This window comes from Pantoea pleuroti (assembly GCF_014156615.1).
Lineage (GTDB): Bacteria > Pseudomonadota > Gammaproteobacteria > Enterobacterales > Enterobacteriaceae > Pantoea > Pantoea agglomerans.
The window spans coordinates 106012-130988 of record NZ_SBFD01000012.1; the positions used below are offsets into that span (position 1 = coordinate 106012).

The 24977-nt window shown below is 51.8% G+C and carries 28 protein-coding genes; 14 read left to right on the plus strand and 14 right to left on the minus strand.

Translation table 11 applies throughout. The annotated features are described in order from the left end of the window. Positions 1 to 166: 166 nt before the first annotated feature. Positions 167 to 514, minus strand: coding sequence for an HNH nuclease YajD (yajD, locus tag EPG66_RS20660; protein WP_003850685.1), 348 nt, complete (start codon positions 512 to 514; stop codon positions 167 to 169). A 334-nt stretch (positions 515 to 848) separates the two neighbouring features. Continuing rightward, complete coding sequence (locus EPG66_RS20665) at positions 849 to 1016, minus strand: hypothetical protein (RefSeq protein WP_009093121.1); 168 nt, start codon at positions 1014 to 1016, stop codon at positions 849 to 851. Positions 1017 to 1306: 290 nt separating this feature from the next. Between EPG66_RS20665 and EPG66_RS20670 the strand changes: the two genes are divergently transcribed. Next, the gene (locus EPG66_RS20670) at positions 1307 to 4411 is read left to right on the plus strand and encodes an efflux RND transporter permease subunit (RefSeq protein ID WP_182687974.1); all 3105 of its coding nucleotides are present in this window, start codon (positions 1307 to 1309) and stop codon (positions 4409 to 4411) included. Positions 4412 to 4470: 59 nt separating this feature from the next. Here the strand turns inward: EPG66_RS20670 and EPG66_RS20675 are convergent, their stop codons facing one another. Together EPG66_RS20675 and EPG66_RS20680 are read right to left on the minus strand one after the other, a co-directional pair. Beyond that, positions 4471 to 5496, minus strand: coding sequence for an alpha/beta hydrolase (locus EPG66_RS20675; protein WP_182687976.1), 1026 nt, complete (start codon positions 5494 to 5496; stop codon positions 4471 to 4473). A gap of 68 nt (positions 5497 to 5564) precedes the next feature. After that, positions 5565 to 6758 carry an MFS transporter gene (locus tag EPG66_RS20680; protein WP_182687978.1) on the minus strand — a complete coding sequence of 398 codons (1194 nt, stop codon included), beginning with the start codon at positions 6756 to 6758 and terminating at the stop codon, positions 5565 to 5567. A gap of 133 nt (positions 6759 to 6891) precedes the next feature. Here EPG66_RS20680 and EPG66_RS20685 point away from each other — a divergent pair, with 133 nt between their 5' ends. Then, entirely contained in the window at positions 6892 to 7788 is an 897-nt protein-coding gene (locus tag EPG66_RS20685) for a LysR family transcriptional regulator (RefSeq protein WP_069027134.1), read from the plus strand. Between the two features lie 63 nt (positions 7789 to 7851). Here EPG66_RS20685 and EPG66_RS20690 read toward each other — a convergent pair whose 3' ends face one another. Continuing rightward, complete coding sequence (locus tag EPG66_RS20690) at positions 7852 to 8028, minus strand: con-10 family general stress protein (RefSeq protein ID WP_010257023.1); 177 nt, start codon at positions 8026 to 8028, stop codon at positions 7852 to 7854. A gap of 201 nt (positions 8029 to 8229) precedes the next feature. Here EPG66_RS20690 and EPG66_RS20695 point away from each other — a divergent pair, with 201 nt between their 5' ends. After that, positions 8230 to 8526, plus strand: coding sequence for a hypothetical protein (locus EPG66_RS20695; protein ID WP_039387382.1), 297 nt, complete (start codon positions 8230 to 8232; stop codon positions 8524 to 8526). A 44-nt stretch (positions 8527 to 8570) separates the two neighbouring features. Here EPG66_RS20695 and EPG66_RS20700 read toward each other — a convergent pair whose 3' ends face one another. After that, the gene (locus EPG66_RS20700) at positions 8571 to 8858 is read right to left on the minus strand and encodes a type II toxin-antitoxin system RelE family toxin (protein WP_069027133.1); all 288 of its coding nucleotides are present in this window, start codon (positions 8856 to 8858) and stop codon (positions 8571 to 8573) included. Continuing rightward, the gene (locus tag EPG66_RS20705) at positions 8858 to 9097 is read right to left on the minus strand and encodes a type II toxin-antitoxin system RelB/DinJ family antitoxin (protein WP_083070603.1); all 240 of its coding nucleotides are present in this window, start codon (positions 9095 to 9097) and stop codon (positions 8858 to 8860) included. The genes EPG66_RS20700 and EPG66_RS20705 overlap by 1 nt, the downstream gene beginning before the upstream one ends. A gap of 340 nt (positions 9098 to 9437) precedes the next feature. On the opposite strand from EPG66_RS20705, the gene EPG66_RS20710 reads away from it, so the two are divergent. Both EPG66_RS20710 and ahr read left to right on the plus strand, forming a co-directional pair. Further along, complete coding sequence (locus EPG66_RS20710; RefSeq protein ID WP_039387388.1) at positions 9438 to 11411, plus strand: methyl-accepting chemotaxis protein; 1974 nt, start codon at positions 9438 to 9440, stop codon at positions 11409 to 11411. 104 nt (positions 11412 to 11515) lie between these two features. After that, positions 11516 to 12532 carry an NADPH-dependent aldehyde reductase Ahr gene (ahr, locus tag EPG66_RS20715; protein ID WP_039387390.1) on the plus strand — a complete coding sequence of 339 codons (1017 nt, stop codon included), beginning with the start codon at positions 11516 to 11518 and terminating at the stop codon, positions 12530 to 12532. Positions 12533 to 12581: 49 nt separating this feature from the next. On the opposite strand, the gene EPG66_RS20720 is transcribed toward ahr, so the two are convergent. Continuing rightward, the gene (locus tag EPG66_RS20720; RefSeq protein ID WP_064703131.1) at positions 12582 to 13250 is read right to left on the minus strand and encodes a DUF2268 domain-containing putative Zn-dependent protease; all 669 of its coding nucleotides are present in this window, start codon (positions 13248 to 13250) and stop codon (positions 12582 to 12584) included. A gap of 350 nt (positions 13251 to 13600) precedes the next feature. On the opposite strand from EPG66_RS20720, the gene EPG66_RS20725 reads away from it, so the two are divergent. Both EPG66_RS20725 and EPG66_RS20730 read left to right on the plus strand, forming a co-directional pair. Further along, on the plus strand, positions 13601 to 14380 hold the full coding sequence (locus tag EPG66_RS20725) for an MBL fold metallo-hydrolase (RefSeq protein ID WP_182687980.1): 780 nt from the start codon (positions 13601 to 13603) through the stop codon (positions 14378 to 14380). A gap of 73 nt (positions 14381 to 14453) precedes the next feature. Continuing rightward, positions 14454 to 15446 (plus strand): GlxA family transcriptional regulator, encoded by a 993-nt coding sequence (locus EPG66_RS20730; protein WP_083070606.1) that lies wholly within the window; start codon positions 14454 to 14456, stop codon positions 15444 to 15446. A 91-nt stretch (positions 15447 to 15537) separates the two neighbouring features. Here EPG66_RS20730 and EPG66_RS20735 read toward each other — a convergent pair whose 3' ends face one another. Beyond that, a complete protein-coding gene (locus tag EPG66_RS20735) occupies positions 15538 to 15939 on the minus strand; it encodes an H-NS family histone-like protein (RefSeq protein WP_109653765.1) in 402 nt (133 codons plus the stop codon). 275 nt (positions 15940 to 16214) lie between these two features. Here EPG66_RS20735 and EPG66_RS20740 point away from each other — a divergent pair, with 275 nt between their 5' ends. Both EPG66_RS20740 and EPG66_RS20745 read left to right on the plus strand, forming a co-directional pair. Further along, positions 16215 to 17777 (plus strand): sensor domain-containing diguanylate cyclase, encoded by a 1563-nt coding sequence (locus tag EPG66_RS20740; RefSeq protein WP_182687982.1) that lies wholly within the window; start codon positions 16215 to 16217, stop codon positions 17775 to 17777. Between the two features lie 68 nt (positions 17778 to 17845). Next, complete coding sequence (locus EPG66_RS20745; RefSeq protein WP_031593775.1) at positions 17846 to 18292, plus strand: VOC family protein; 447 nt, start codon at positions 17846 to 17848, stop codon at positions 18290 to 18292. A 228-nt stretch (positions 18293 to 18520) separates the two neighbouring features. Here the strand turns inward: EPG66_RS20745 and EPG66_RS20750 are convergent, their stop codons facing one another. After that, complete coding sequence (locus EPG66_RS20750) at positions 18521 to 18922, minus strand: H-NS family histone-like protein (protein ID WP_010257055.1); 402 nt, start codon at positions 18920 to 18922, stop codon at positions 18521 to 18523. Positions 18923 to 20104: 1182 nt separating this feature from the next. On the opposite strand from EPG66_RS20750, the gene EPG66_RS20755 reads away from it, so the two are divergent. Continuing rightward, positions 20105 to 20284 (plus strand): DUF2256 domain-containing protein, encoded by a 180-nt coding sequence (locus EPG66_RS20755; protein ID WP_071941192.1) that lies wholly within the window; start codon positions 20105 to 20107, stop codon positions 20282 to 20284. A 52-nt stretch (positions 20285 to 20336) separates the two neighbouring features. Here the strand turns inward: EPG66_RS20755 and EPG66_RS20760 are convergent, their stop codons facing one another. The 3 genes from EPG66_RS20760 to EPG66_RS20770 form a co-directional block, all read right to left on the minus strand. Further along, the gene (locus EPG66_RS20760) at positions 20337 to 20639 is read right to left on the minus strand and encodes a hypothetical protein (protein ID WP_115758463.1); all 303 of its coding nucleotides are present in this window, start codon (positions 20637 to 20639) and stop codon (positions 20337 to 20339) included. Between the two features lie 112 nt (positions 20640 to 20751). Beyond that, the gene (locus EPG66_RS20765; RefSeq protein WP_083070609.1) at positions 20752 to 21294 is read right to left on the minus strand and encodes a YfaZ family outer membrane protein; all 543 of its coding nucleotides are present in this window, start codon (positions 21292 to 21294) and stop codon (positions 20752 to 20754) included. A gap of 63 nt (positions 21295 to 21357) precedes the next feature. Beyond that, the gene (locus EPG66_RS20770) at positions 21358 to 21594 is read right to left on the minus strand and encodes a YgdI/YgdR family lipoprotein (protein WP_031593778.1); all 237 of its coding nucleotides are present in this window, start codon (positions 21592 to 21594) and stop codon (positions 21358 to 21360) included. Positions 21595 to 21968: 374 nt separating this feature from the next. Here EPG66_RS20770 and EPG66_RS20775 point away from each other — a divergent pair, with 374 nt between their 5' ends. Further along, the gene (locus EPG66_RS20775) at positions 21969 to 22388 is read left to right on the plus strand and encodes a DUF1090 family protein (RefSeq protein WP_074399947.1); all 420 of its coding nucleotides are present in this window, start codon (positions 21969 to 21971) and stop codon (positions 22386 to 22388) included. Between the two features lie 676 nt (positions 22389 to 23064). Continuing rightward, positions 23065 to 23445, plus strand: a complete 381-nt coding sequence (locus EPG66_RS20780; protein WP_069027125.1) for a YgiW/YdeI family stress tolerance OB fold protein — start codon at positions 23065 to 23067, stop codon at positions 23443 to 23445. A 432-nt stretch (positions 23446 to 23877) separates the two neighbouring features. Here the strand turns inward: EPG66_RS20780 and EPG66_RS20785 are convergent, their stop codons facing one another. Beyond that, positions 23878 to 24348, minus strand: a complete 471-nt coding sequence (locus EPG66_RS20785) for a WbuC family cupin fold metalloprotein (RefSeq protein WP_031593782.1) — start codon at positions 24346 to 24348, stop codon at positions 23878 to 23880. 339 nt (positions 24349 to 24687) lie between these two features. On the opposite strand from EPG66_RS20785, the gene EPG66_RS20790 reads away from it, so the two are divergent. Together EPG66_RS20790 and EPG66_RS23295 are read left to right on the plus strand one after the other, a co-directional pair. Then, on the plus strand, positions 24688 to 24912 hold the full coding sequence (locus tag EPG66_RS20790) for a FeoA domain-containing protein (protein ID WP_031593784.1): 225 nt from the start codon (positions 24688 to 24690) through the stop codon (positions 24910 to 24912). Then, the coding region (locus tag EPG66_RS23295) for a GTPase (protein ID WP_182687994.1) at positions 24912 to 24977 on the plus strand (66 nt) is incomplete at its 3' end. The genes EPG66_RS20790 and EPG66_RS23295, both read left to right, overlap by 1 nt.

The following is a 24977-nucleotide window of genomic DNA, read 5'->3' on the forward strand; positions in this document are numbered from 1 at the left end:
CAAAATCTGAAATAACCGGCTGGTAAAAGATTCATATCGCGCTGAGTCTGGCCAGGGTGGCATCTGGCACGACGGACTACACTGCGTTCTGGCCGCGGCCAGACGTTGTGAGCCTCTTCGGGAAGCGAGACTGTCAGGCCGGTCGGCCAGCCTGACAGTTCAGCCATTACTTCTTCTTATTCAGCATCGACTTCAGGTCAGCAAAGGGATTGTAGGTAGCCTCACCGACATCTTTTTGTGCGTCCTCGCCAGCCACTACACGGGTGCCATACTGGTCAGCCTCGGTGTACTTTGAGTGCTCGTGGTCATGACAATAGAGACACAACAACTCCCAGTTACTGCCATCTTCCGGGTTGTTGGTGTGGTCGTGATCGATATGGTGAACCGTCAGTTCACGCAGGTTTGAATAGACAAACTCGCGTGAGCAGCGTCCACACACCCACGGATAGATTTTAAGTGCTTTCTCACGGTAGCCGCTTTCCAGCCGCGTATAGTTTTTAGGGATCAAAGCCATTGCCGGGATAACCTGTTATGCAGAGAAAATTTCACGATAGTGATGCCAATATATCCCATAACGGAACAGAAGAAGAAATCATCGTTTTCCGCGGGACGGGAGGCTTTAAAATCCAGAGGGTTAGCTTAAAATCAGCGTAGCCGCCTTATATGATTTTTCCAGCACGTCTCGCAGTTCTGTATAACTGCCGGGCCTGTAAGAAGGCACAAAATCCTGTCGCTGTGATCAAATCTGAAAAATAATAAATCTCTACGATCCCGCTCGCGCTCACCCGATTAATCAGCAGGATAGTGCCCTAAACATCCCTGTTTACCGCTTTGCTTAAAAAATGACATTAAATGTAATGCATGACACCATAAACGGCCCAGAAAATGGCGTTGGCACCCAGATAAGTCCAGCAACCCCAGTAGGCTATGGGTTCACGACGGGTGCGGAGTTTAGGCAGGAAGGCCAGTAAATAGAGGGCAGAAGCGATAAGCGAAACGAAGTAGAAAAATTTCATGGTTTTCTCCTGATCAATATCCTTTATTTGAGGATAGTCAGGGCTCACCATTTTGCTTAATGCATCATCAGATTCGTTATGGATCGGCTTTCTCTTTGATGCCCACATCGGATGTCAGCACAGTTAAATCCGCGATAAATCGAAAATGCAGCGTCACGGTACGATCCCTCAGCTTTAAGAAAAGAACACGTCAGGATGTTCAGCCTGAGGTTACACCCTATAATCAACGCTGTTTGTTAGCCCGCAGGAATGCAGGTTTTGCACCCGCCCAAAAGGAAGAGATCCCGCTGATGTTTTCTCGTTTTTTTATTTATCGTCCCGTTTTCGCATGGGTTGTTGCCATTTTAATCATGCTGCTTGGCGCGCTCTCTATTACCCTGTTGCCGGTTGAACAATATCCCGATGTTGCACCGCCTTCGGTGAATATCAGCGCAACGTACACCGGTGCTTCTGCGGAGACGCTGGAGAACAGCGTCACGCAGGTGATCGAGCAGCAGCTTACCGGGCTGGATAATCTGCTCTATTTTACCTCCAGCAGCAGTTCACAGGGGAATGTGTCGGTTACCGTCACCTTCAGTCAGGGCACCGATCCGGACACGGCTCAGGTGCAGGTGCAGAACAAGGTGCAGCAGGCGCTCTCCCGTCTGCCCAGCGAAGTGCAGCAGCTTGGTGTTACCGTGACCAAATCGCAGTCAAACTTCCTGCTGGTGATGGGGTTGTATGACACCACGGGCAAAAGTAACAGCACGGATATCGGTGACTGGCTGGTCAGTAATATGCAGGAGCCGCTGGCCAGGACCGAAGGGGTAGGTGACATCCAGGTGTTCGGCGGTCAGTACGCGATGCGCATCTGGCTCGATCCCTTCAAACTCAACTCCTTTGCGTTGCAGCCCTCCGATGTGTCGGCGGCAATACGCTCGCAGAACATTCAGGTTTCAGCCGGTAAAATCGGCGGCCTGCCATCGCCTGATAATCAGCAGCTCACCGCCACGGTCAGAGCGCAGTCGCGACTGCAGACGCCAGAGCAGTTCCGAAACATCATCGTCAAAAGCGACAAAAGCGGTGCCATCGTGCGCGTGGGTGATGTGGCGCGGGTGGAGCTGGGCGGCGAATCTTATGACATGACCACCCGACTCAACGGGCATCCTGCGGCGGGTGTCGGTGTGATGCTGGCGCCGGGCGCAAATGCGCTGGCCACCGCGACGCTGGTGAAAAACAAAGTTGAAGAGTATCGCCACTCAATGCCGGAAGGTTATGAGGTGGCCTATGCGCTCGACAGCACTGACTTCATCAAAATCTCCGTTGAGGATGTGGTGATCACCCTGATCGAAGCGATCGCGCTGGTAGTGGTGGTGATGTATCTGTTCCTGCAGAATATCCGTGCGACGCTGATCCCGGCGCTGGCGGTGCCGGTGGTACTGCTTGGCACCTTTGGCGTACTGGCGCTGTGCGGCTACACCATCAATACCCTGACGCTGTTTGCTATGGTGCTGGCCATCGGGCTGCTGGTGGATGATGCTATCGTGGTCGTCGAAAACGTCGAACGCATTATGCATGACGAAGGTCTGCCGGCGCGTGAGGCAACGGAAAAGTCGATGAAAGAGATCTCCGGCGCGCTGGTGGCTATCGCGCTGGTGCTCTCCGCGGTATTTCTGCCCATGGCCTTTTTCGCCGGGTCGACCGGTGTGATTTACCGGCAGTTCTCCATCACCATCATCGCCGCCATGACCTTCTCCGTGGTGGTGGCACTGACCCTGACGCCTGCACTGTGTGGCATGTTGCTACGGCCGACCTCACCCCATCGTAAAGGCTTCTTTGGCGGTTTTAACCGCTTTTATGCCGCCACCGAGCGCCAGTATCGTCACAAAGTGGTGAGCACTCTGCGCCGTCCGCTGATCATGGTGTCGCTTTATGCGGCAATGGGCGTGGTACTGTTTGTGATGTTTACCCGCTTGCCGGGTAGCTTCCTGCCGACTGAAGATCAGGGCAGCATCATGCTTCAGGCGACATTGCCAGCGGGTGCTACGGCCAGCCGTACAGAGGCAGTCAATCAGCAGATAGTTGACTGGTTCCTGACCGAAGAGAAACAGAATATTGATGTGGTCTTCACCATCAACGGTTTTAACTTCAGCGGTGCTGCGCAGAATGCCGGTATGGCGTTTATCAAGCTTAAGAACTGGGATCAGCGACCGGGTAGTGAGAACTCTGCCGAAGCGATTGCCGGGCGCGCCACCTATGCGCTGGCATCGATTCGGGATGCGCAGATCTTTGCGCTGACGCCGCCGTCGGTGCCGGGTCTGGGACAGAACAACGGCTTTACCTATGAGCTGCTGGCCAGCGGTGGCACCACGCGTGAGCAACTGGGCAACTTGCGCGATCAGCTGCTACAAAGCGCAGCGCAAAGCCCGGAACTGCTTGGCGTGCGGGCCAATATCCTGCCGCAAACGCCGCAGTTGCAGGTCGATATTGATACCAGCAAAGCGGTGGCACTGGGACTGCAGCTGGATGACGTGACCGATACGCTGACCAGCGCCTGGGGCGGTGCCTATATCAATGACTTCATCGACCGGGGTCGGGTAAAGCGGGTTTATGTTCAGGGCGACGGTCAGTATCGTTCATCACCTTCGGATCTGGATAAATGGTACATCCGTAACAGTGAAGGCACCATGACGCCATTCTCGGCGTTTGCCTCGACCCGATGGACCATGGGACCCGAAAGCCTTAATCGCTATAACGGCTCTGCCTCCTACGAAATTCAGGGTCAGAACGCCGAAGGGTTCAGCTCCGGCGATGCTATGAACACCATTGAGCGACTGGCCAATGAACTCCCGGCAGGGACCACAGGGGCATGGAGCGGTCTTTCGCTGCAGGAGAAGCAGGCGGGCGGGCAGTCAACCACGCTGTATGCGATCTCGATTCTGGTGGTTTTCCTCTGTCTTGCTGCGCTGTATGAGAGCTGGTCGGTGCCTTTCTCCGTGCTGTTAGCGGTGCCGCTCGGCGTGCTGGGTACCGTGCTTGCGGTGGCACTGCGCGGATTAAGCAATGATATCTACTTCCAGGTGGCGTTGCTGACCACGGTCGGACTTACCTCCAAAAACGCGATACTGATCATCGAATTTGCGGAGGATGCGGTTCATCGGGGAAGTTCGCTGAGTGCGGCTGCGTTGCAGGCAGCACGAACCCGTCTGCGGCCGATAATGATGACGTCGCTGGCCTTTATCGCCGGGGTGATCCCGCTGGCGGTGGCGACGGGTGCCGGTGCTAACAGCCGCATCGCCATCGGCACCGGTATCATCGGCGGTACGCTGGCAGGCACGGTACTGGCGCTGTTCTTTGTTCCGCTGTTCTTTGTGCTGGTGAAGCACTACCTGACCCGCCATCGCAAAGGCCAATAACGCAGAAAGCCCGTCTGCAGGCGGCTGCAGACGGGCTGGGATCAATAATTAGCGGAAGATTACAAATGCTGTTTAAAGAAGGCGGTCAGCTTCGCAAACGGGATCAGGTCAGTGCGATCATAAAGGTCCACATGGCCTGCATCAGGCACGATATAGAGCTCTTTTGGCTGTGCCGCACGCTGGAACGCATCTTCGCTGAACTCGCGTGAATGCGCTTTATCACCCGTGATGAAGAGCATCGGGCGCGGTGAGATGGTCTCAATGTCATTAAACGGATAGAAGTTCATGAACTTCACGTTGCTGGTGAGCGTCGGGTGCGTGGTCAGCGCAGCTGAACTGTTTTTCGGGGTGAACTCACCGCGAGGCGTTCGGTAAAAATCATAGAACTCTTTGGCTATCGGAGGCGAATCAGCATCGATTTTATGTGGTGTACCACTGGTGTACTCAGTTTTACCCCCGGTGAACTCTACATAGCGTTGCTGTGCCGCCGCTTCAATGATTTGCTTGCGCTGCGCCAGTGTCTGGCTTTTATTCAGCGCATTACGGTTGGCTGACCCCATGTCATACATGCTGACGGTAGCAATGGCTTTCATGCGGGGATCAATCTTCGCTGCGCTGATGACAAAACTGCCACTGCCACAGATGCCCAGCACACCAATCCTGGCGCGATCGACAAATTCGCGAGTACCCAGGTAATCCACGGCGGCGCTGAAGTCTTCGGCATAGATATCCGGAGAGACCGCGTTGCGCGGCTGGCCTTCACTTTCGCCCCAGAATGAAAGATCAATTGCCAGGGTAACAAATCCCTGCTCAGCCATTTTCTGCGCATAGAGCCTGGCGCTCTGCTCTTTGACTGCGCCCATCGGATGACCTACCACAATCGCCGGAAGGCGCGCCGTTTTACCGGCCTCTTTTGGTCTGTACAGCGTGCCGGTCACGCCCATCTGATACTGGTTTTTAAAGGTGACTTTCTCGCGGGTGACTTTCTCGCTTTGATAAAAGTTATCGGCGCCGCGTGACATATCGGCAGCGCTGGCCGCAAATGAACTGAGCAACAGTCCAAACATCAGGGTTAATGCTCTCATAAGAAGATCCTTATCGGGGTTGACGACATGAGGGCAACGGGTTGCCCGGTTAAACAACGCATCTGCTATCAGGCAGCGCTTTCCTTACGGGCGGTGATCATCGCCAGTCCGGCGGCAGTGACCAGTAATGTGGCGCTGATGGCAAAGGTGGTCTGCCAGCCTGCATGGTCAAAGGCCAGGCCACCCAGCGTCGACCCCAAAGCAATCGACAGCTGTACGATGGCCACCATTAATCCGCCACCGGTCTCGGCATTATCCGGAAAGGTTCTGGCGATCCAGGCCCACCATCCGGTTGGTGCCGCTGTTGCCACCAGTCCCCAGATGCCAAGCAGTGGCGCCACCAGCCACAGGTGATGACCGAACACCATGAGCAGCACCGCAACCAGCGCCATAATCAACGGGATGATCATCAGGGTCAGATAGAAGCCGCGCTGCAAAACAGCGCCGATAATCAGCGTGCCGATAAAGCCGGCGACGCCAATAGTCAGCAGCACCAGCGACAGCGCAGAAACGTCAACCTGCGTCACGGTTTCCAGAAACGGGCGGAGATAGGTAAACAGGGTGAACTGGCCCATAAAGAGCAGGCCGCAGGCGGTCAGACCCACCGTAACCAGCGGCGAACGCAGCAGCTGCAGGATTTTTCCGCTGCGCTGCCGGGCCGAATCGACTGGCATCGATGGCAGCGTTAACGCCTGCCAGAGCAGTGCGATCAAGGCTACCGGCACCAGGCTGAAAAAAGCCCCGCGCCAGCCGATGACAGAACCGAGATAGCTGCCCAGCGGTGCAGCGATAACCGTCGCCAGCGCATTGCCGCTGTTGAAAATGGCCAGCGCGCGCGGCACCTGCCCGGTGGGTACCAGCCGGATAGCGACCGCCGCTGACATCGACCAGAAACCGCCAATCACCACGCCAATCAATGCCCGGCCAGTCATGTAAGTCAGATAGTTGGGTGCCATCGCCACCATCAATCCGGATAGTGCCATTACCAGCGTGAGCGCCAGCAACAGAATTTTGCGGTCGAGGTTCCCTGCGATGCGGGTTATTGAGAGGCTGGTGATCACTGCCAGTGCACCGGAGATAGCGATGCCCTGTCCGACCAGACCTTCGCTGACCGCCAGATCTTGTGATAACGGCGATAACAGGCTGACCGGCATGAATTCAGAGGCGATAAGCGCGAATACACACAGCGTCATTGCCCAGACACCACCCCAGTGCGCTTCTTTATGCCGGGGGGAACAGTCAGTTGTTTCCGTGGAAGTCATGTTGTTTCCTGTTTCATTGTTTGCGGTGCCGATGAACTCAGGAAATTTTACTGTTTCGCTTTATATTGACTAGCTAATGAATCCTTAATGGGGTTATAACCAGAACTTATAAATCTATCGGCGGAAGTGCAGTATGAAGCGCAACATGAATGACCTGCAGGCTTTTATTACCGTGGCGCGTGAGGGCAGCTTTACCCGCGCGGCAGCGCTGCTGGGCGTGACGCAACCCGCGTTAAGTCAGACCATTACCGCGCTGGAAAACCGGATGGAGATTCGGCTGCTTACCCGCACGACCCGTAACGTCTCACCGACCGCAGCGGGTGAACGGTTAATCCAGGCGATTGGCAACCGGTTCGATGAAATTGAGGCGGAACTGGATATGCTGACCGCGATGCGGGACAAGCCAGCCGGCACGGTACGGATCACCTGCGGGCCGCATATTCTGAGCTCACTCCTGATGCCAAAGCTGACGCCATTGCTGGCGGCTTATCCTGATATCCGGCTTGAGTTCGATGCTAATCATGGCTTACGCAATATCGTGGCCGATCGATTTGATGCAGGGGTCAGGATGGGAGACACCATTGATAAAGACATGGTGGCGATGCCGATAAGCCCGCAATTACGGATGGCTGCGGTGGCCACGCCCGACTACTTTCGTCGTCATGCTGCGCCGCAGGTTCCGCAGGATTTGCTGCATCACAACTGCATTAACATGCGGCAGGCGACAGCGGGTGGGTTGTACGTCTGGGAGTTTGACGGTGAAGAGGGACCGTTAAATGTGCGGGTAGATGGACAACTGACGTTCAACACTTCGGCACACATTGCAGAAGCGGCTCTCGCAGGGCTGGGGATCGCTTTCCTGCCTGAGCAGGAAGTCGCAGAAGGGCTGGAGCAGGGCACCTTGATCCGCGTGCTGGAGCGCTGGTGCGAGCCGTTTCCCGGCTATTACCTCTACTATCCCAGCCGCAAGCAACATTCACCCGCTTTTACCCTGGTCAGAGAGGCATTAAGGCTAAAAGAGGGGGCATGATGAACCTTATTGGGATAGATGCCATTCCATGGCGTAATACGTCCTAAAGCGCTTTATTCAGAATTACTTAGAAGGACGGCGACTAATTTTGCCTCCTTTCCGACCGGCTTCCCTGGCTTTTTCAGGATCGTTTTTGAAATTGCCCCCACTGGCCTTGCCTCCTGCACTGCCAGCTTCACTCGCCCGTTCTGGATCGTTGGCAAAATTGCCGGCACCACCTCTGTATTTCTGTTGTGTCATAGGAAGACCTCATATCAATGTTCCATTAGATAAAAAGGACTAGCTAGTCACATCTGCAAGCATAGTCGTCCGCTTCGTTTATGCAAATGCACAGAATTAAATTATTGGTAAGACTGATTTTAATTTTTCGAAAGGGGATAGTGTCGGCAGGGCCGTGGGTGATGAACTACGCTTACAGACCTGACGAAAAAGGAGAGTGCTATGAGTAATGCGACCTTAATCGACACGCTTGAGCTGGGTTCTGACGAGCAGAAACAGAAATATGAAATTTACGGCGATGATGCACAGACGCCCACTTTTGCTGTGATCTACCGGCAGCAGGGCGATAGCTGGCAGCAGCTGGATGAGAAAATCACGTTCGCCGCGCAGGATGAACAGCAGGAAGCGAGGGAATCAATGGGCTACGGTTCCGGCGACACGCTGCCAGATTTACGCGACCTGCCTGCCGAAGCTCGGGAGCGCTGCGAACAGCACTGGAACCAGCAGAGTGACAGGTAAACAGGAATAGCGCCGCTTTGTTTGTTAGCGGTGAAGTCGCCTGTTTAAGAGAGACGCCTGGAAGCGGCAGAACAGATTTCTGAGCGCTCTCTTTTCCCGACAGCCACCACAAAAACGACCACCCGGTCATCAATAACCTGGTATGCAAGTCGATAACCGGATGACTTTAGCTTGATCTTATAGCAGTCAGGCATCCTGCTGAGTTTGTTCGCCTCAATTCTGGGTGACTCAAGACACTCAGCCAGCTTCTTTTTAAGCTGTTCACGTACTGTCGGGCCCAGCTTGCGCCACTCTTTCAGTGCCCTCTGATCACACTCAAGCTGCCAGGGCATTAAAGCTTGTCCAGCGTGATCCTGACAGGTTCAGGATTTCGCAGGCGTTCTTTCACTATGTCTACTAACGCCGCATCTTCGTCACTGAGTGATGTCTGCTTAAAGGGAAGACGTTCATTATCTGCAATATATGCAAGCATAAGGCGCAGCGCGTCAGAGGGCGTCACACCCATTTTTTTGAGCGCAGCAAAGGATCGTCTCTTAAGATCATCATCAATTCGGATGCTAATTGAACCCACAGTGAACCTCCTTTGTATTTACAGTTACCGCATTGGTAAGCCAGCATCGCAAACCTGTTCACCCGCACAGCCTTATATTTTCCCGGTAAAATCACGCTAAAGCTTATTTAATGCTACGAAGATGTAACATATTCATCCATTAAACCAACTACAGCAATCGTTAAAGGTTTTCCCGCTACTGGCGATAACCAACTGGCGTTGAGTGCGCCGATCATTGATGAACCCGGCACTCCGCGACGAGTTCTGAACGCGAACGGACCTGCTTTTAGCCCTCCTTTTATACACACCAGAAAACGCTAATTTAAGCGCAAATTACTCAAATAAAAGCGAATATAATAATATGTCGATCATTAAGACGATCAAAAGACGCCTGCCTGTTGCCCGTCTTTCGCGTAGCAGTCAACCTGCCAATGGCACCTATGATTGTCGTGCGTTGCCAGATTCACTGGCCTCCATGGGTTTAAGCTCGCGCGCGGGCGGGATCCTGATGACCTTCGTTCCGCCTGAAGCCGATTTTCAGCGGGTCAGTCAGGCCTGGCAGCGCTTCAACTCCGCCGACCTGACGGTGTTGACGCTCTCTTCCAACGGCGCGCTGAGCAGCAGCAGATCGCAAAGCACCTACTGTGATGGCAATGGTCCGGAGGGAAGCTACCTCTGGCTGCCGGACACACTGATCGCACGCCATGAGACGCATATTGTTGATCTGCATGTCGCCGACACCCAGACCGCCAGCCAGCGCATCACCGCCATCCAGCAGGAGCTGGCGCGCTTGCAGGTGCGGATGCCGCTCTCGGCCGATCGTACTTTCGCCATGATTTACTGTGATGGATTGTCGGCATCTGAAGGCTTTCTGATGCAGGCCTGGTATAACAGCGGGCGCTTTCCCTGCCTGGCGATTGGCGGTTCGGCTGGGGGTAAAATCACCTTTGATGGCACCTGGATTGGTACAGGTGGCAGGGTGTTGCAGGGCAAGGCGGTGATTGTGTTCTGCCAGATGGCGCCAGGAAAATCATTTGCTCCTTTTAAAAGCCAGAACTTCACGCCACGCGATCAGAGCTGGCTGATTGCTGAAGCCGATCCGATTGCGCGCACTGTGACGTCAGTGTTTAACCGCCAGGGGCAGCAGCAGCCGTTTGTTGGGGCGCTGTGTGAACATCTTAACTGCAACGAAGCACAACTGAGCGAACGGCTAAAGGGACTCACTTTCGGCGTTAAAGTTGGCGGCGAGTTCTTTATTCGCTCGATCGCCAAAATTGAATCGGGCGGCGTACACTTTTTCTGCGATCTTGAGTTTGGCGATCGGCTGTTCCTGATGGAGGAGAAAGACTTTAAACAGACGACGACGCATGAGTGGCAGGCTTTTACCGCTCAGCATGGCAAACCCGCGGCGATCCTGATGAACGACTGTATCCTGCGTCGCGTCGGCAATGCCGATAAGCTGCATAATGCCCACTTCTTCAAAGGCATTGCCGCCGCCGGTTTTTCCAGCTTCGGCGAAATCCTGGGCGTGCCTATCAATCAGACGCTCTCTGCGCTGGTGTTCTTTAATCATGACGTCAAAGCGATGAGCCAGTTCCCGGTAGAGTACGCCGGCTACGCGGCACACTACGCGCAGCGAGCGTTGCGCCGCTGGGAAGCGCTTAACAGCGTTCAGACGCGGGTTCTGGATCGGGTTATCACTTATCAGCAGGCGCTGACGCCGCTGATGGAGGCGCTGCCGGTGCTGGAAACAGCCACTCAGAGCCAGGGAGAAACCCTGAGCCTGGCAGAGAGCAGTATCCGTAACATCAGTAACATCGCCACCGAGAGCCAGCAGGCTCAGGGGCGGCTGGATGATGGTCTGGACGATCTGGAGAAAATTTCCAACGGCATCAATGAGATTACGCATGGCATCAGCAATATTGCTTTCCAGACCAACATCCTGGCGCTGAATGCCGCAGTAGAAGCGGCTCGTGCAGGCGAGGCTGGGCGGGGATTTGCTGTGGTTGCGGGCGAAGTTCGTCGTCTGGCGCACTCCTCCAAAGAGCAGGCCGAAGCCACGGCCAGTAACATCGGTGAGGCAGTCAGCACCATCTCACGTATCCGGCTGGTGGCCAGTGATTCGGCGCAGACCGCCGCCCAGATGGCAGAGCGCAGTATCAGTGCAGCCGATACCCTGGCGGCCATGAATCAACAGACGCGACATGAGCGCGCTGACATTGCGAAGCATCTCGGCAGCCTGCGTGAACTGACGCAGGGGATGGATGCGATGCAGGAAGCCGTCGCGCAGCTCAAGGTGTTACAAACTCTTTCCGGTGCGCAGGTTAAGGGCTGATTTATCAGCATAAAAGATAAAAAAGTGCGGTGTAAGCGTAACGACCAGGCAGGGCGGGCTTTCAGTTGTTACACTTGTCGGTGATTAACCACGCAGAGGTATGAATGAAAATTAAAAGTTATGCAGCCATGCAGGCTGGCCAGGCCCTTGAACTCTATGAGTACGATGCCGCCGAACTGGCAGCCGAAGAAGTCGAAGTCCAGGTCGAATATTGTGGTGTCTGCCACTCAGATCTGTCGATGATCGACAACGAGTGGGGCATCTCTCAGTTCCCGGTGATTGCAGGACATGAAGTGATTGGCCGGGTTTCAGCCCTGGGCGAAGCGGCTAAGAATAAAGGTCTTTCAGTCGGCCAGCGTGTAGGAATCGGCTGGACAGCAAAAAGCTGTCAGCACTGCGATGCCTGTATTAACGGCGAGCAGGTTAACTGTCAGCAGGGCAGCATCCCGACCATCATGAACAAAGGTGGTTTTGCCGAGAAGCTGCGTGCTGACTGGCAATGGGTTATTCCGCTGCCGGAAAAACTGGATGTGGCGAGCGCCGGTCCGCTGCTGTGTGGCGGTATCACCGTGTTTAAACCGCTGCTGATGAGCAACATCACGGCGACCAGCCGTGTGGGTGTGATTGGTATCGGCGGACTGGGCCATATCGCAATCAAGATCCTGCACGCGATGGGTGCCGAAGTGGTGGCATTCAGCTCAACGCCGGATAAGAAGCAGTCAATCCTGGATATGGGCGCGGATGAAGTGGTTAACAGCCGTGATCCTGAAGCCCTGAAAAAGCAGGCAGGCCGTTTTGACCTGATCCTGAGTACTGTGGCGGTCGACCTGGACTGGAAACCTTATTTCGCTGCGCTGGCACCTCAGGGTAAATTCCACACCGTGGGTGCCGTGCTGAAGCCGATTGAAGTGAGTGCTTTTGATCTGATCCTGGGCGACAAAGCGGTGACCGGTTCATCAACCGGCTCACCAGGCCAGCTGCGTTCGCTGCTGCGACTCGCCTCGCGTGCGGATATTGCGCCACAGGTTGAGTTCTTCCCGATGTCTGACATCAATAAAGCGCTGGATCACGTCCGCGCCGGTAAAGCCAATTACCGTGTGGTTCTGAAAGCCGATTTCTGATGCGAATCTGAAATAACATGCCGCAGCCTGCTGCGGCATTTTTTTAACCTCAATTTGTCAGCAAGCCCTTAGCCAGCCCCGTGGCAATCACCTCATCGGCTGTCACGCTGAACCATTTCTCTGTAGCGCATTCCGCGTTATCACGGCGCCATGCGGCAACCATCTGGTAGCCCAGCGTATAGCCATACCATCGGCGAAAGTCACCCGTGCCGAAGAACCAGGCAGAATGATCATAATGAGGGCTTTGCAGTGTGGTCAGCGGCACTGGATTAGCCTGCAATTCGCTTAGCTCTATGGCTCGTTCCCACGGCTCTGCTGCCGTTTTAAGCAGCCAGCAGACGAACTGACCCGCCAGACCTTCGCTGACCAGCGCTTCACCCAGCGTCCAGCCATATCCCGGTCCGCGCATTCGCAAACAGTGATGGACTTCATGCACGATCTGCCGCACCAGCGTGCCATTTTCCAGCATCCCGGGCAGATTCGGATTTGCCGGGTCAATGGCCAGGCCGAACAGGGTGGGACTGTAAGCCCGACCTGCAAAACCGGTTTCAGGAATGACTGCCTCCGGCATGCACTGAACCAGAATATCCAGAGGAGGGACACGCGTCACGGAGGAGAGGTGCTCGCAGGCGAGCTCAGCGGCCCTGACTATTGACGATTTATAAGGCCCGACATCACCCGATGCCTCCAGCCAGTGCAATTTCCATAAGTCGTTCACAGACTCTCCTGTCAAAGGTTAATAATCAGAACACAGGTCCGGGACCCGCCAGGGCTACTAATATTTTAACCGGCAATGCTTTTAACAGACATCGTCAGAGAGCGTTATCGTTGTCGGTAAAGAGTTAAAAGCAACTTCCGGAACTCCTGCCATTCCTGAACATTCCGGGCTGTCTCGTCGCGACGCCAGCACCGATAGATACCCTGCCACAAGAAAATAGTGCAGTTTGGCCCGATTTCATCGAACACTGTCCTCTGAGCCTGTCACGCGCAGGTAAACAGTGCCGTAAAGTGACCTCATGGTAGCCAGTAAGCCTGGCTGATTTCACTGAGAATGTTCACGGAGCCAAAATGAAGCTGACCCAGATTCGTAATGCCACCCTGCTACTGGACTATGCAGGTAAAAAATTCCTGATCGATCCGATGCTGGCCGAAAAAGAGGCCTGGCCCGGGTTTGCCGGAAATGCTCGTCCGCATCTTAGAAATCCGATGGTTGAGCTGCCTGTCCCGGTCGCTGCACTGCTGGCAGTCGATGCGGTTATTATAACTCACACGCATATGGATCACTGGGATGAGGCTGCGCAGCAGTTAGTGCCGAAGACGATGATGATCTACAGCCAGAACGAAACAGATGCAGCGCTGATTCGTTCGCAGGGTTTTGAAAATGTTCGCGTGCTGCAGGATGAGAATCCGTTTGTTGATGGCCTGACAATCTATAAAACCGACGGTCAGCACGGCAGCAATGCCTTATATGCAGACAAAGTGATGGGCGATATTCTGGGTGACGCCTGTGGTCTGGTATTTACCCATCCGGCAGAAAAAACCCTCTACATTGCAGGCGATACCGTATGGGTTAAGCCCTATGTCAGAGCGCTGCAACGTTTTCAGCCGCAGGTAGTGGTAATGAATATCGGCAATGCAACCAACGATCTCTATGGCGCGATTATCATGGGAAAAGAGGATACCCAGCGCACGCTGAATATCCTGCCTGACGCAACGCTGGTTGCCTCACATATGGAGGCGATCAACCACTGTTTACTGACGCGCGCTGAGCTACGTGCCTGGACTACCGAACAGGGTATTGCTGACCAGGTGCTGATCCCGGAAGATGGTGAAACAATGACGTTCTGAGCGTCGTGGCACTAAACCTGCACAATTGTGCTGGAGATCTCAACACTACGTTGTCACACAGTAAGGGGAGAGGATGGCTGCTCTGAGAGTCGCGGTACTGGCAACGGCCGGTTTTAGTCCGTTTCATTTTTCAGTTCCCTGTATTCTGTTCGGCTCTGCCCTGCCGCAGCCGGATCTGTTTCATGTCGATATCTGCGCACTGAAACCAGGCCCGGTCATTTCAGAGATGGGATTGTCAATTACGGTGGAACAGGGTCTTGACCCGCTTGATCAGGCGGAGATTATTATCGTGCCCTACTGGCACAATCCGGCTGAAAAACCCGCGCAGGCGCTGCTTGATAAGCTGGTGGCAGCCTGGCAGCGCGGCGCAGAGGTCGTCGGACTATGTCTGGGCACTTACGTACTGGCTTATGCAGGTTTGCTCGATCAGCATCGTGCTGCCACTCACTGGGAATTTGAGCGTGACTTCAGCGAGCGCTTTCCGCAGGTTCACCTCGACAGTAATGCTCTTTATACCCGTGACAATCGTCTGATCACCTCTGCCGGCACCGCGGCGGGCATCGACTGCTGTCTGGATATCATCCGTCACCACTATGGCAGCGCCATGGCTAATCGGGTAGCCAGACGCATGGTGGTGCCGCCTTACCGTGAAGGCGGTCAGGCGCAGTTCATTGAGCGGCCGGTTCCGGAAACAACGCGTGACAGTAAGATCAACGCGTTGCTGGCGTCCCTGCGACAGAATCTGGATCAGCCGCAGGATCTTGACTCGCTTTCGCGGACGCTCAGCATGAGCAGGCGAACGCTGACGCGTCATTTTCACAAGGCGACAGGCATGTCCCTGGGAGAGTGGCTGACAGCAGAGCGTCTGCAACGCAGCCAGCTATTACTCGAAACCACCGGCATCAGCATTGAATGTGTGGCAGAAAAGGCGGGTTTTGATTCGCCCGTGTCATTTCGTCAGCGTTTTAAATCCCGGTTTGGCGTCTCTCCCAGCGAGTGGCGCCGGACGTTTCGGGGGCCGCATCCGGTGATGAGTGATGAGGCATTACGACAGGATGATGAGTGACCCGGCGCGGATAAATTTCTGCGCCTGTGGCTTTGCCTGCCGGAATATTCCCGCGTAATGGCGGTCACTATTCCGGCAGAAATAAATGTGACTACAGCAGGAAATCATCCAGCGGCTGGCCGTTTTCAATGGCCGCCTTAATTACGGAGGGCGTTCGGCCCTGACCCGTCCAGTAACGGACCTGACCATTTTCGTCATTGTAACGGTATTTCGCCGGACGCTTTGCGCGTTTCTTTTTGCTGGTTACCGAGGGAGATGCGCCATTTACCAGCTCCGCCGGGTTAATCCCTTCTTCCATTAACAGCTCACGGTAGAACGCCAGTTTTTCTGCTTTCTCACGGGCTTCCGCTGCCCGCGCGTTTTCCTCTTCACGACGTTCATTTACCACGGTCTCTAATTTCTGGCGTAACTCTTCCAGCATATCTAAAGCCATATTGCGCGCCTCTGCACGAAGCGTGCGGATATTGTTCAGGCTGCTCAGGTTTTTACTCATAACAAATCCTCAAATACTCAACTTAATCAATAAAGTGCAAATTATTCAGCTGGCAAGGGTAACATTTACCCACGTGATATTTGAAGCGCTAGTGTAGCCTTATTCGCTATTAATCCACTATTAATAGCGCTGGTTAAACCAATAAAGAAGAAATTTTAAGCGAAATCTGCTGGTTTATTGCGGATCATCATTGTTGAAACAGGATTGTGGGATTTGCATTTTTGCTTTTGATTTACTGTGCTTAAATCAGTCAACAGGGTTTATTAAGGACAGGCATGACGTTTCGCCGGAAAAATGAGGGGCCAGCGCCAAAAATCTCGCCGCTGCTAAGAAGTATTATCCTTTCAGGCGTATTGCTCAGCGTGGCGGTGATTGGCTTAAATGTGTGGACGCTGCGGGAAGACTGGAACGAAACCGTCGATAAAGCTGAAGATACGGCGGTTAATCTGTCGCTATCACAGGCGCGCCAGGCGGACGATACGTTTTTGCAGACCGAGCTCTCTTTACGCGAAGTGCAACGCGAGCTCGAAAAGCAGATTGCCACAACCGGTGTAGATGGCGATGCGCTGAGCCAGACGATGCGCCTGTTGCAGAGCCGCCTGCCGCAGCTACACGGCTTGTTCTACTATGATGCTAAGGGGAAATGGATAGCCACTTCTATGAGCCGGATACCGCCTGACATCAATAATTCCGATCGTGAATATTTTGATTATCACCGCGCCAGCGCTCGCGATACCCTCCATGTCGGCCCGGTGCTTCGCAGCCGCACTACTCACGAGCTGGTGATCCCGGTTACGCTTCGTGTGAACGATGCCTTTAACGGCTTTCGGGGTGTCCTGCTCGCCACCATTAAAGTGGACTATTTCCGCCGTTTCTATAGCTATTATGAACTGAGCGATGGCGATGTGCTGGTCCTGATGCTGGCAGACAGTACCGTGCTTTACGCCCGTCCAATGCCGGATAGCTACATCGGTAAAAATCTCTCAGTGAGTCCGCTTTTCCTCAGGATGCTGGCCCATGCGGATAAAGGCAGCGGTCAGTGGACCGCTGCGCTTGATGGTAAAAAACGCATCTTTGGCTTTGTCCGCTCACAGCGATATCCATTGGTAGTGGCCGCGGGATATGACAAGCGCGCACTGTTTAACCACTGGCTTAAGAGCTGGGTACAGGATCTGATTCTGAGCCTGGCGCTGCTGATTGTTATTCTTTTACTGGGTGCATTTGTACTGCGTCAGGCACGGCATACGCTGCGTTATCAGCTTGAACTGACACAATTACGCGATGAGCTAACCGCGGCTAATCGCGCACTGGAAAATCTGGCACAGAGTGACGGGCTGACGGGTGTTGCCAACCGGCGCCATTTTGATCACATGCTGACTGAATGCCTGCAGAACGTGGAGCGCAGTGGCCAGCCCGTGTCATTGATCCTGCTCGATATCGATTACTTTAAACGTTTCAACGATACCTACGGCCATGTGGCGGGTGACGATTGCCTGAAAAAAGTGGCTACTGTCCTGAAGAACGCCGCCCGCCGCAAAAACGACCTCACAGCCCGATATGGCGGCGAAGAGTTTGCCATTATTCTGCCTGGAGAACCGTTGTCAGCCGCGTTGCACCTTGCTCAATCAATCATCGACGCCGTTAACAGGCTCGATATTCCGCATCTCACCACGGAATTGCCGCAGAAGCACGTCACCCTGAGTGCAGGCTGCGCCGTCTATCTTGCTTCAGACTCACAACAGGAAAAAGAATCGCTGATAGCGCGCGCGGATGAGGCGTTGTATCACGCGAAACGGGCAGGGCGTAACCAGGCCATGTGTGAAGAACGAAGCGGCTGAGCATCCGTGATCAAATTCTGAATCCTGCCTGTGGCATGGTGACTGCTCAACTTAAACAGGGAGCGGCCATGTCAAACGATACCGGTTTCACTCATCTTGCTTTGCAGGTACGGGATTTAGAGAAGAGCGTGGATTTTTATCAGCGTTATGCCGGGATGCAGGTGATACACCAGCGCGAACCTGGCATTCCTGAAGCACAGAAAGTGGCGTGGCTGTCGGATTTAACCCGACCTTTCGCGCTGGTGCTGGTGCAATCTGACAACAGTGAAGATACGCCGCTGGGTCCATTTGGTCATATTGGCGTGGCCTGTGCCAGCCGTGAAGAGATAGATGAAAAAGTGGCACTCGCACGGCTTGAAGGTGTGTTGCGACGCGACGCGCAGCAATCTGGTGCGCCAGTAGGCTACTGGGCATTTTTTGCCGATCCTGATGGCAATACGCTTGAGCTCTCTTATGGTCAACAGATCGGACTGGAAATTATCACAGCCCGCAACACGCAATCGCTGAATAAATAAAGCGGTTGAGATAACAGGATAAGACCCATTGCCTGTTGCGTGATTGCGTAAGGCTTTTGAGTTATTGAGTTCAGGGAACGCCTGAGCAGGATTATGGATGGAGAGACAATAACAAGATGAGAAAGGAAAGGGTACAGGCTGGCCGGTAATTGAGATGCTTGAGCCTGACCATTTATGGCGAAAAAACCGCCTGCCTGATGCAGGCGGTGTTTCATAATTCATACTGAATTAAATCAGGAAATCATCCAGCGATTTACCTGCATCAATGGCAGATTTAATAGCAGATGGGGTACGGCCCTGGCCAGTCCACTGCTTAACCTCACCATTTTCGTCGGTGTACTGATATTTAGCAGGACGAGGCGCGCGTTTTTTCTTCACTGCTGGCGCAGTCGGCATACCATTTAACAGTTCGTTAGGATCAATACCTTCCTGCAACAGTAATTCACGGTATTTTGCCAGTTTCTCAGCTTTTTCACGATTAGCTGCTTCAGAAGCCTGCGCTTCTTCACGTCGCTCACTTACCACAACCGACAGTTTTTCCAGCATTTCTTCCAGGGCAGCAAGGTCAAGCTCGCGAGCGTTTGCGCGAAGGGTACGGATATTATTCAAGCTGTTGAGAGTGTCACTCATCAAAGTCACCATAGTCATGTTCAGATAATAAAATACAGAGCGGGTTCACGCTGATGCTTTTCGTCAGACCTGCTTTTTTAAGATGCTTGCCTTCGAAGAATCAAAATACAGAACCGGTAGTTCAACACCAACATATTAATCGCTTTCTCAAAGAGTTTAAACTGTAATTAACGTAAGACCCTTAAACAAAAGTAAAGTTACTCTTTTTTTTACACTCTTCGCTCAAAATGTCAAAACGGTGCACCATCTGATGATGCTGAATAATTTAGTTACGTTATGGATAAACTGTGCTTTCACGCTGTTATACCAGCGGCATCGCTTCGCTAATCCCATACCTGCTTTGTTCTGAGAGTCAAACATCGTTGCATACTTCTTCCAGCTAAAGCTGGATATGGGCATGAGGTTAACCGTAATTGTTTTGTATAGAACACATAGCAAAATTACGGAAAATCAGCATTAGCGGGCTGATTTATTAGACTATTTGTAAGGTCATGATAACAGGTTAATTTATCACGTTAAATAACGTTCCGGTTAAGGCTATCATCGCCAGGCGGGTTACGGGCTGGTTTTAAAAGCCTGGATAGACGTACGTCAGTAAATGGATATAAAACAGTCAGAATTACGTCTTACCGTATGTCCCTCGATTGATTATTTACGGGCGTAATGACTTTTTTAGCCGCCGTATGGGGCCAGGGAGGCTATCTGCTGATCAAGGCAATCTGAGCAACATCATCCGGGTTCCATATTGCCCTATGCGCTGATAAAACGGTAAAGCGGTGCGATCTCAATTGCCCTCAATACTTACTTACAAGCGTTATTGATTGAGTTCATTGCTTACTTACATCACTCGTTTGTGACACAACCTATAGAATAAGAGGCTAAACAAAAAACCTGGTCAGATATCCCTGCACTTTTAAAGGAAATGCGCTTTGTTAACCATCGCAATTAATTGGTCAGTCGCCTACCCGTGTGTCAGGGAATCCAGACAGCTCAGATTTCAAAGTGCGATGTCAGATCAAATGGCAGAATCACTGAATAAACAGTTAATGAGTTGCTTCGGCAAAGGAGCATGACGCTAACTTCGCGACAATCTCGCCTTCCCTTATTGGAAACGGCACTAAGCTAAAAACTGTACGAGGACACTATTGTCAGCATTATCAGGGTTTCTCAGGAGGGACTAAGGTGTTTAAAGGCAATAAAAAGTCATTACCGGTTCGCTACTGTAAAACGTGTAACAAACCGATGTCATGGCGAAAAAAGTGGGAACGATGCTGGGACGAGGTACTGTATTGCTCGGAACGGTGCCGGCGGCAGCGTGCTGAACGACAAGAGGATGATACAGAAATAAATCCTGACCTCTGACGCTGATCACCGCTGGCCAGGGGTTGACCTGGCCTCGGGGAGGGAGATATGGCTATTGCTGAATCTCAATCTGCTGCCAGCCTTTTTTAAACATACAATCTTTCACCAGGATCTCTCGCTGGTTTTCATTGGCATCGCTGGTAGAGTAATCGGTGTCAGTGGTTTTATATTTACTGTCTTTTGAGGTGTATTTACCGCTAACGACATTGTCAGGGGGTAAATCCCGCAGTGCCTGGGCCCGACAGGCTGTTTCCGCTATTGTTTCCTGCTGTTCAGATGCATCAGGCTTGACCCATTTATACTGCGCACATCCGGTCAGACAGAGAGTAAATAATATCAGCATAAGAGGTTTCATAATCTGTTTCTCAGTGCTCCCCGCCTGAGTTGAGACGAGTAATTGAGTAAGGAAACCGATCGGTCAATATGCAGGGTTTCCTCACCACAAAAAAGGGAAGAGTCATCCGACGTTAAAATGTCAGGCCGCCACCGATATAGGGACCATCGATCAGGGTATGACCCGGACGTCCATCTTTGCCATCAACACCCGCATAGCGATAGCCCACTTTTAAAACCAGTGGCGCCACAGGTGACCAGCTGACACCGCCATTGGCCTCAACGAAATTCTTGACGCTGTTGGTCAGCTGTTCCGGGGCGGAATAACCCTCTCCATACAACGCAAAATTAGCAGGCAGATTGATTTTCACACCGCCGCCAACAGGAAATGCAACGCCGTTGTCTCCTTTTTTGCCGCCGATGTAAGCGGCTTTAACGCCAGCCGTCAGCATCACCGGTCCGATTTCCAGGTTATAACCGGTACCCGCCTGACCAATCTGAACACCATCCGCCGTATTTTTCATCCACTGACCATCGACGTAAAGCCCGCCGGATGAACGGCCGATTTCTGCGTCCAGCACCGAAGTGTTTTTACTTTGTTCGGCGTTCAGGCCAATGGCCATGGCAGAGGAGGATGCACATAATAATAAGCCAAAGCCAATTACAGAAATTTTCATTGCTCAGTTTTTCCACAGGGTGAGATTTTCAGGATAACGATTAAGAGCGTTATTAAAGCAGATTTACTTTTGCACAATCTCTTTAACATCATGCTGTTGTAACTGATGCATGTTTCCATCCGTGTCTTTATAAGAGATCATGCCTGTTTCTTTATCTCTTGCGGGTTTTCCATGAGTCGTAATCATGTGCCCATCGTTGGTGGAGATCACGTAATTGCTTGAGCAGGCGGAAAGGGACATAACGGAAGCCATCATCGCAACAGCGAAGGCGAATTTCTTGCCAGAATTAAAAGATGTCATTTTACTTTCCTGTCGTTACTTTTTTAAGAAGATGCGGCATTATTCGCTGTGATTGTTAAACGACATGCTAACAATCTGGCAGTTTGCCTCTTTATCGGGAAGAAAATGATCTGGATCAACTCCATGGATTGCTCAGGAGTATGCAACATGGACGAGCCTGAATTGTGTTTCGACCAGATGTGCGCCCGGTTTATTTCAGAAAAATTTTCTCATCTGTTAAAAATTAACAATCATTACTGAACTTTAACAATGACTCCAGAATTGGAATGTAACTTCATTTATCAATTTATCTCTTGTGGCTCTGATTTTCTTCGCTATATTCAATCGGAACTATCATTCTGATTAGTCTATTTTAACAAGGATTTTATTTAGGTATGAAAAGTAAAATTATAGCTTTGATTTTGATATCGTCACCCCTGGCAGGGTTCGCTGCGACAGATTCCTGTAATGATCAGTTGTCAGATATTTTAACCAAAACTGAAATGGCCAAAAAACAGGGTAATAGTGCAGAAATTGCACGGCTCAATATTGCTCGTAATAAGGTTGAAACGTATTGTACTGATGAACGTCAGGCAACGCGCGCATCTCATGATGTCAGCAGACGCGAGATGAAGGTAAAAAAAGCGGAGCTCGAGCTCCAGGAAGCCCAGGAGGAACTTGCTGAAGCGAATACAGAAGGTCGCACTGACAGAATCATGAAGAAAACCAGTAAGGTAGAGGAAAAGAAACTGAAGCTGGAATCTGCAAAAATGGATTTGAAAGAAGCCCAGGATGATGCTCAGAGACTGAAATAATTTTCACTTATTCGGAGGCTCATGCGGGTGAATCTCCGAATTTCGGTAAATTCTGCATGCGTCTTTATCTCTTCTCAGTTGTGATGGGCATCAGGCTATCACCCCTCTCTATAAGAAAGTTTCAATACTACACGGGTGTTTAACCACGTTTCATTTCCTGGTTTATGTATCTGCAGACAGCATTCCCCTCCTTTTTCGCGCCAGAACAGACCACATTATGGATGGGAACTATTGCCGTAAACGGATTGCTTAACGTTACAGGGATCCGTCACTACCGTTAGTCAGGCAAAAAAAACCACTCAATCGAGTGGTTATAAAAAGTACAAAATATATAATGAGCAAAACTGAGATACAGAATGATTTAATACTGGGATATATCTATGCCAGGAAACAATAGCCGTTAACAGGCAGGTGAGCTATGTAATTTGTGCGAAATTATGCAAAGTGAAAGCGCAAGAATTACCATATTGTAGTGGATGTTAAAGCTTACCTCTCAGATAAGAGTTTATTTTGTTGTTAACAACACATGTTTAACTTTGATTGTTATTTTGTAATGGAATTATCGTTCGCATTATGTTCATTACATTTTTAAAACACGCGCAGATAATCCTTCTTCTTAAGATCCCGTTAAGATCTGCATCGTAAATTAGCCTTACCATTTAACGGAGATAAAAATATGAAAAAGATTCTTTTAGCAGCATTGTTTGCCGGTATGAGTTTTGGAGTTTCTGCGCAGGAAGGCTTTGTGAGTCCAGCAGGGCAGGGATATTCTCAGGGCGGATTTAAAGGTCCGACGCCCGGCGTAGTTTCTGTCGCTCAGGTTAAGACACTGCGTGATGACGCATGGGTCGTTCTGGAAGGTAACATTATCAGACAAGTCGGGCATGAACTTTATGAGTTCAAAGATGCTACCGGAACAATTAATGTCGATATTGATGACAAGCGCTGGATGGGGCAATCGTTATCACCGAGTGATAAAGTCCGCATCGAAGGTGAAGTTGATAAAGACTGGAACAGCGTAGAGATTGATGTAAAAACGGTTCGGGTTCTGAAGTAAGCTTTAGATGCTCATCATCTGGCGGTGGCCTGAAAATCAGGGCACTGCCATTATGAAAATGATCCTCCCAGGGCGCCGTTCTTATCTTACAGCAACTACCTCAACCGCTAATTAGTTACAACACCCTATTAGAGTATATAAGGTTACCGGCGCTATCCTGCCAGATTGGCTTTTTTTGATTAAACCTTAACGGAGCCGTTCTGTGAATCCGAGTGCTCATTGACCAGCCGCCCCGCACGGCCCGAAGGGCCGTGACTGTTATTTATAGCACAATAGAATGATGTAACTAAATGATGCTGTTAACTTCTTGCGGAATTTTAAAAATGGGGAACAGTAACGCTGGCAGAAATCAGCGGTAGATGCTTTCCATCGGGTTTCGCTCAGGCAGAACGGCATCGATAGCGATACCTTTTACTCAGCGCAAAGCAACTATTATCTAAAACCCTCACCCACTTGTGCCTGTGCGTACCATTTCATTAGCTCCTCAGCTCCCGGCTCATTTTCGGCGGGTGCCCAGGGGGCTGTGTCCTGTTCAGTCACAGGCTGGTAACCCCCGTGTTTAATCTCAAAAATAACGCCACCTTTATCCATCGATAACACCGCATGCCAGGTGCCTGCGTCCGTCTCCAGCACCTTACACTCTTCACCTAAAACCACCCGTTGGGTCACATGCCCATTTTCGTCAAAATGTAATACCTGAAACCGCCCACTGAGCGAGGTCAGCAACTCAAAGGTATGCGGATGTCGGTGAGGGCGGACATAGGTGCCCGGCTCCATAGCGATGGCCAGCCGCTGCACCGGATTGCTCAATTCAGGGTGTAAGTTACGATTGGCTCGCAAGCGAGGAGAATCCGCAGCCTGCTCGCTGAGTTGCTGGAGGTGAGTAACAGTAATTTGTTTCATATAAGCCTTTTGGATTTTGGACAACTTACGACAATCAGATTGCCGTAAGGCTTGTCGCCATTCTCAACGGACGAATAGCCCCCCTGCATTCACGGAAAAATCACTGCCCGGATTATAGATGCTGACGCCCCAAAGCCCAGAACCTGACGATAGGAGATCTTATAGACATCGCCTGTATCAACCCTTCCCGTAAGCAACCAGGTTACAGGAAGATGTTCTCTGTTTTCTAAACAAAAGCCATTCAGAGCGCTTTTTCACTGTCTGCCCGATGCCAGATCAAAAAGCGAAACGCTTATCATTTATAGAATGAGTGCTTCTTACTCTTAGGCAGGGCGTGATATGGCAATGAATATGGGCAGTACCTACCGAATCCTTGGCTATAAGCCATCGGTAAATTCCGCCTGGCGCCAGAAATTACTGACAATGGGTATGCTTCCCGGCGCAGTTATTGAGGTCATTCGCGTGGCGCCAATGGGCGACCCAGTGCAGATCTCTACCCGCCGTGTCAGCCTGGCGGTGCGGCAGCGTGACCTGGACGACATCATCCTGGAGGAAATCGTCTGATGAAAAAGATAACCATCGGGCTGATTGGTAACCCCAATACCGGCAAAACCACGCTGTTTAATCAG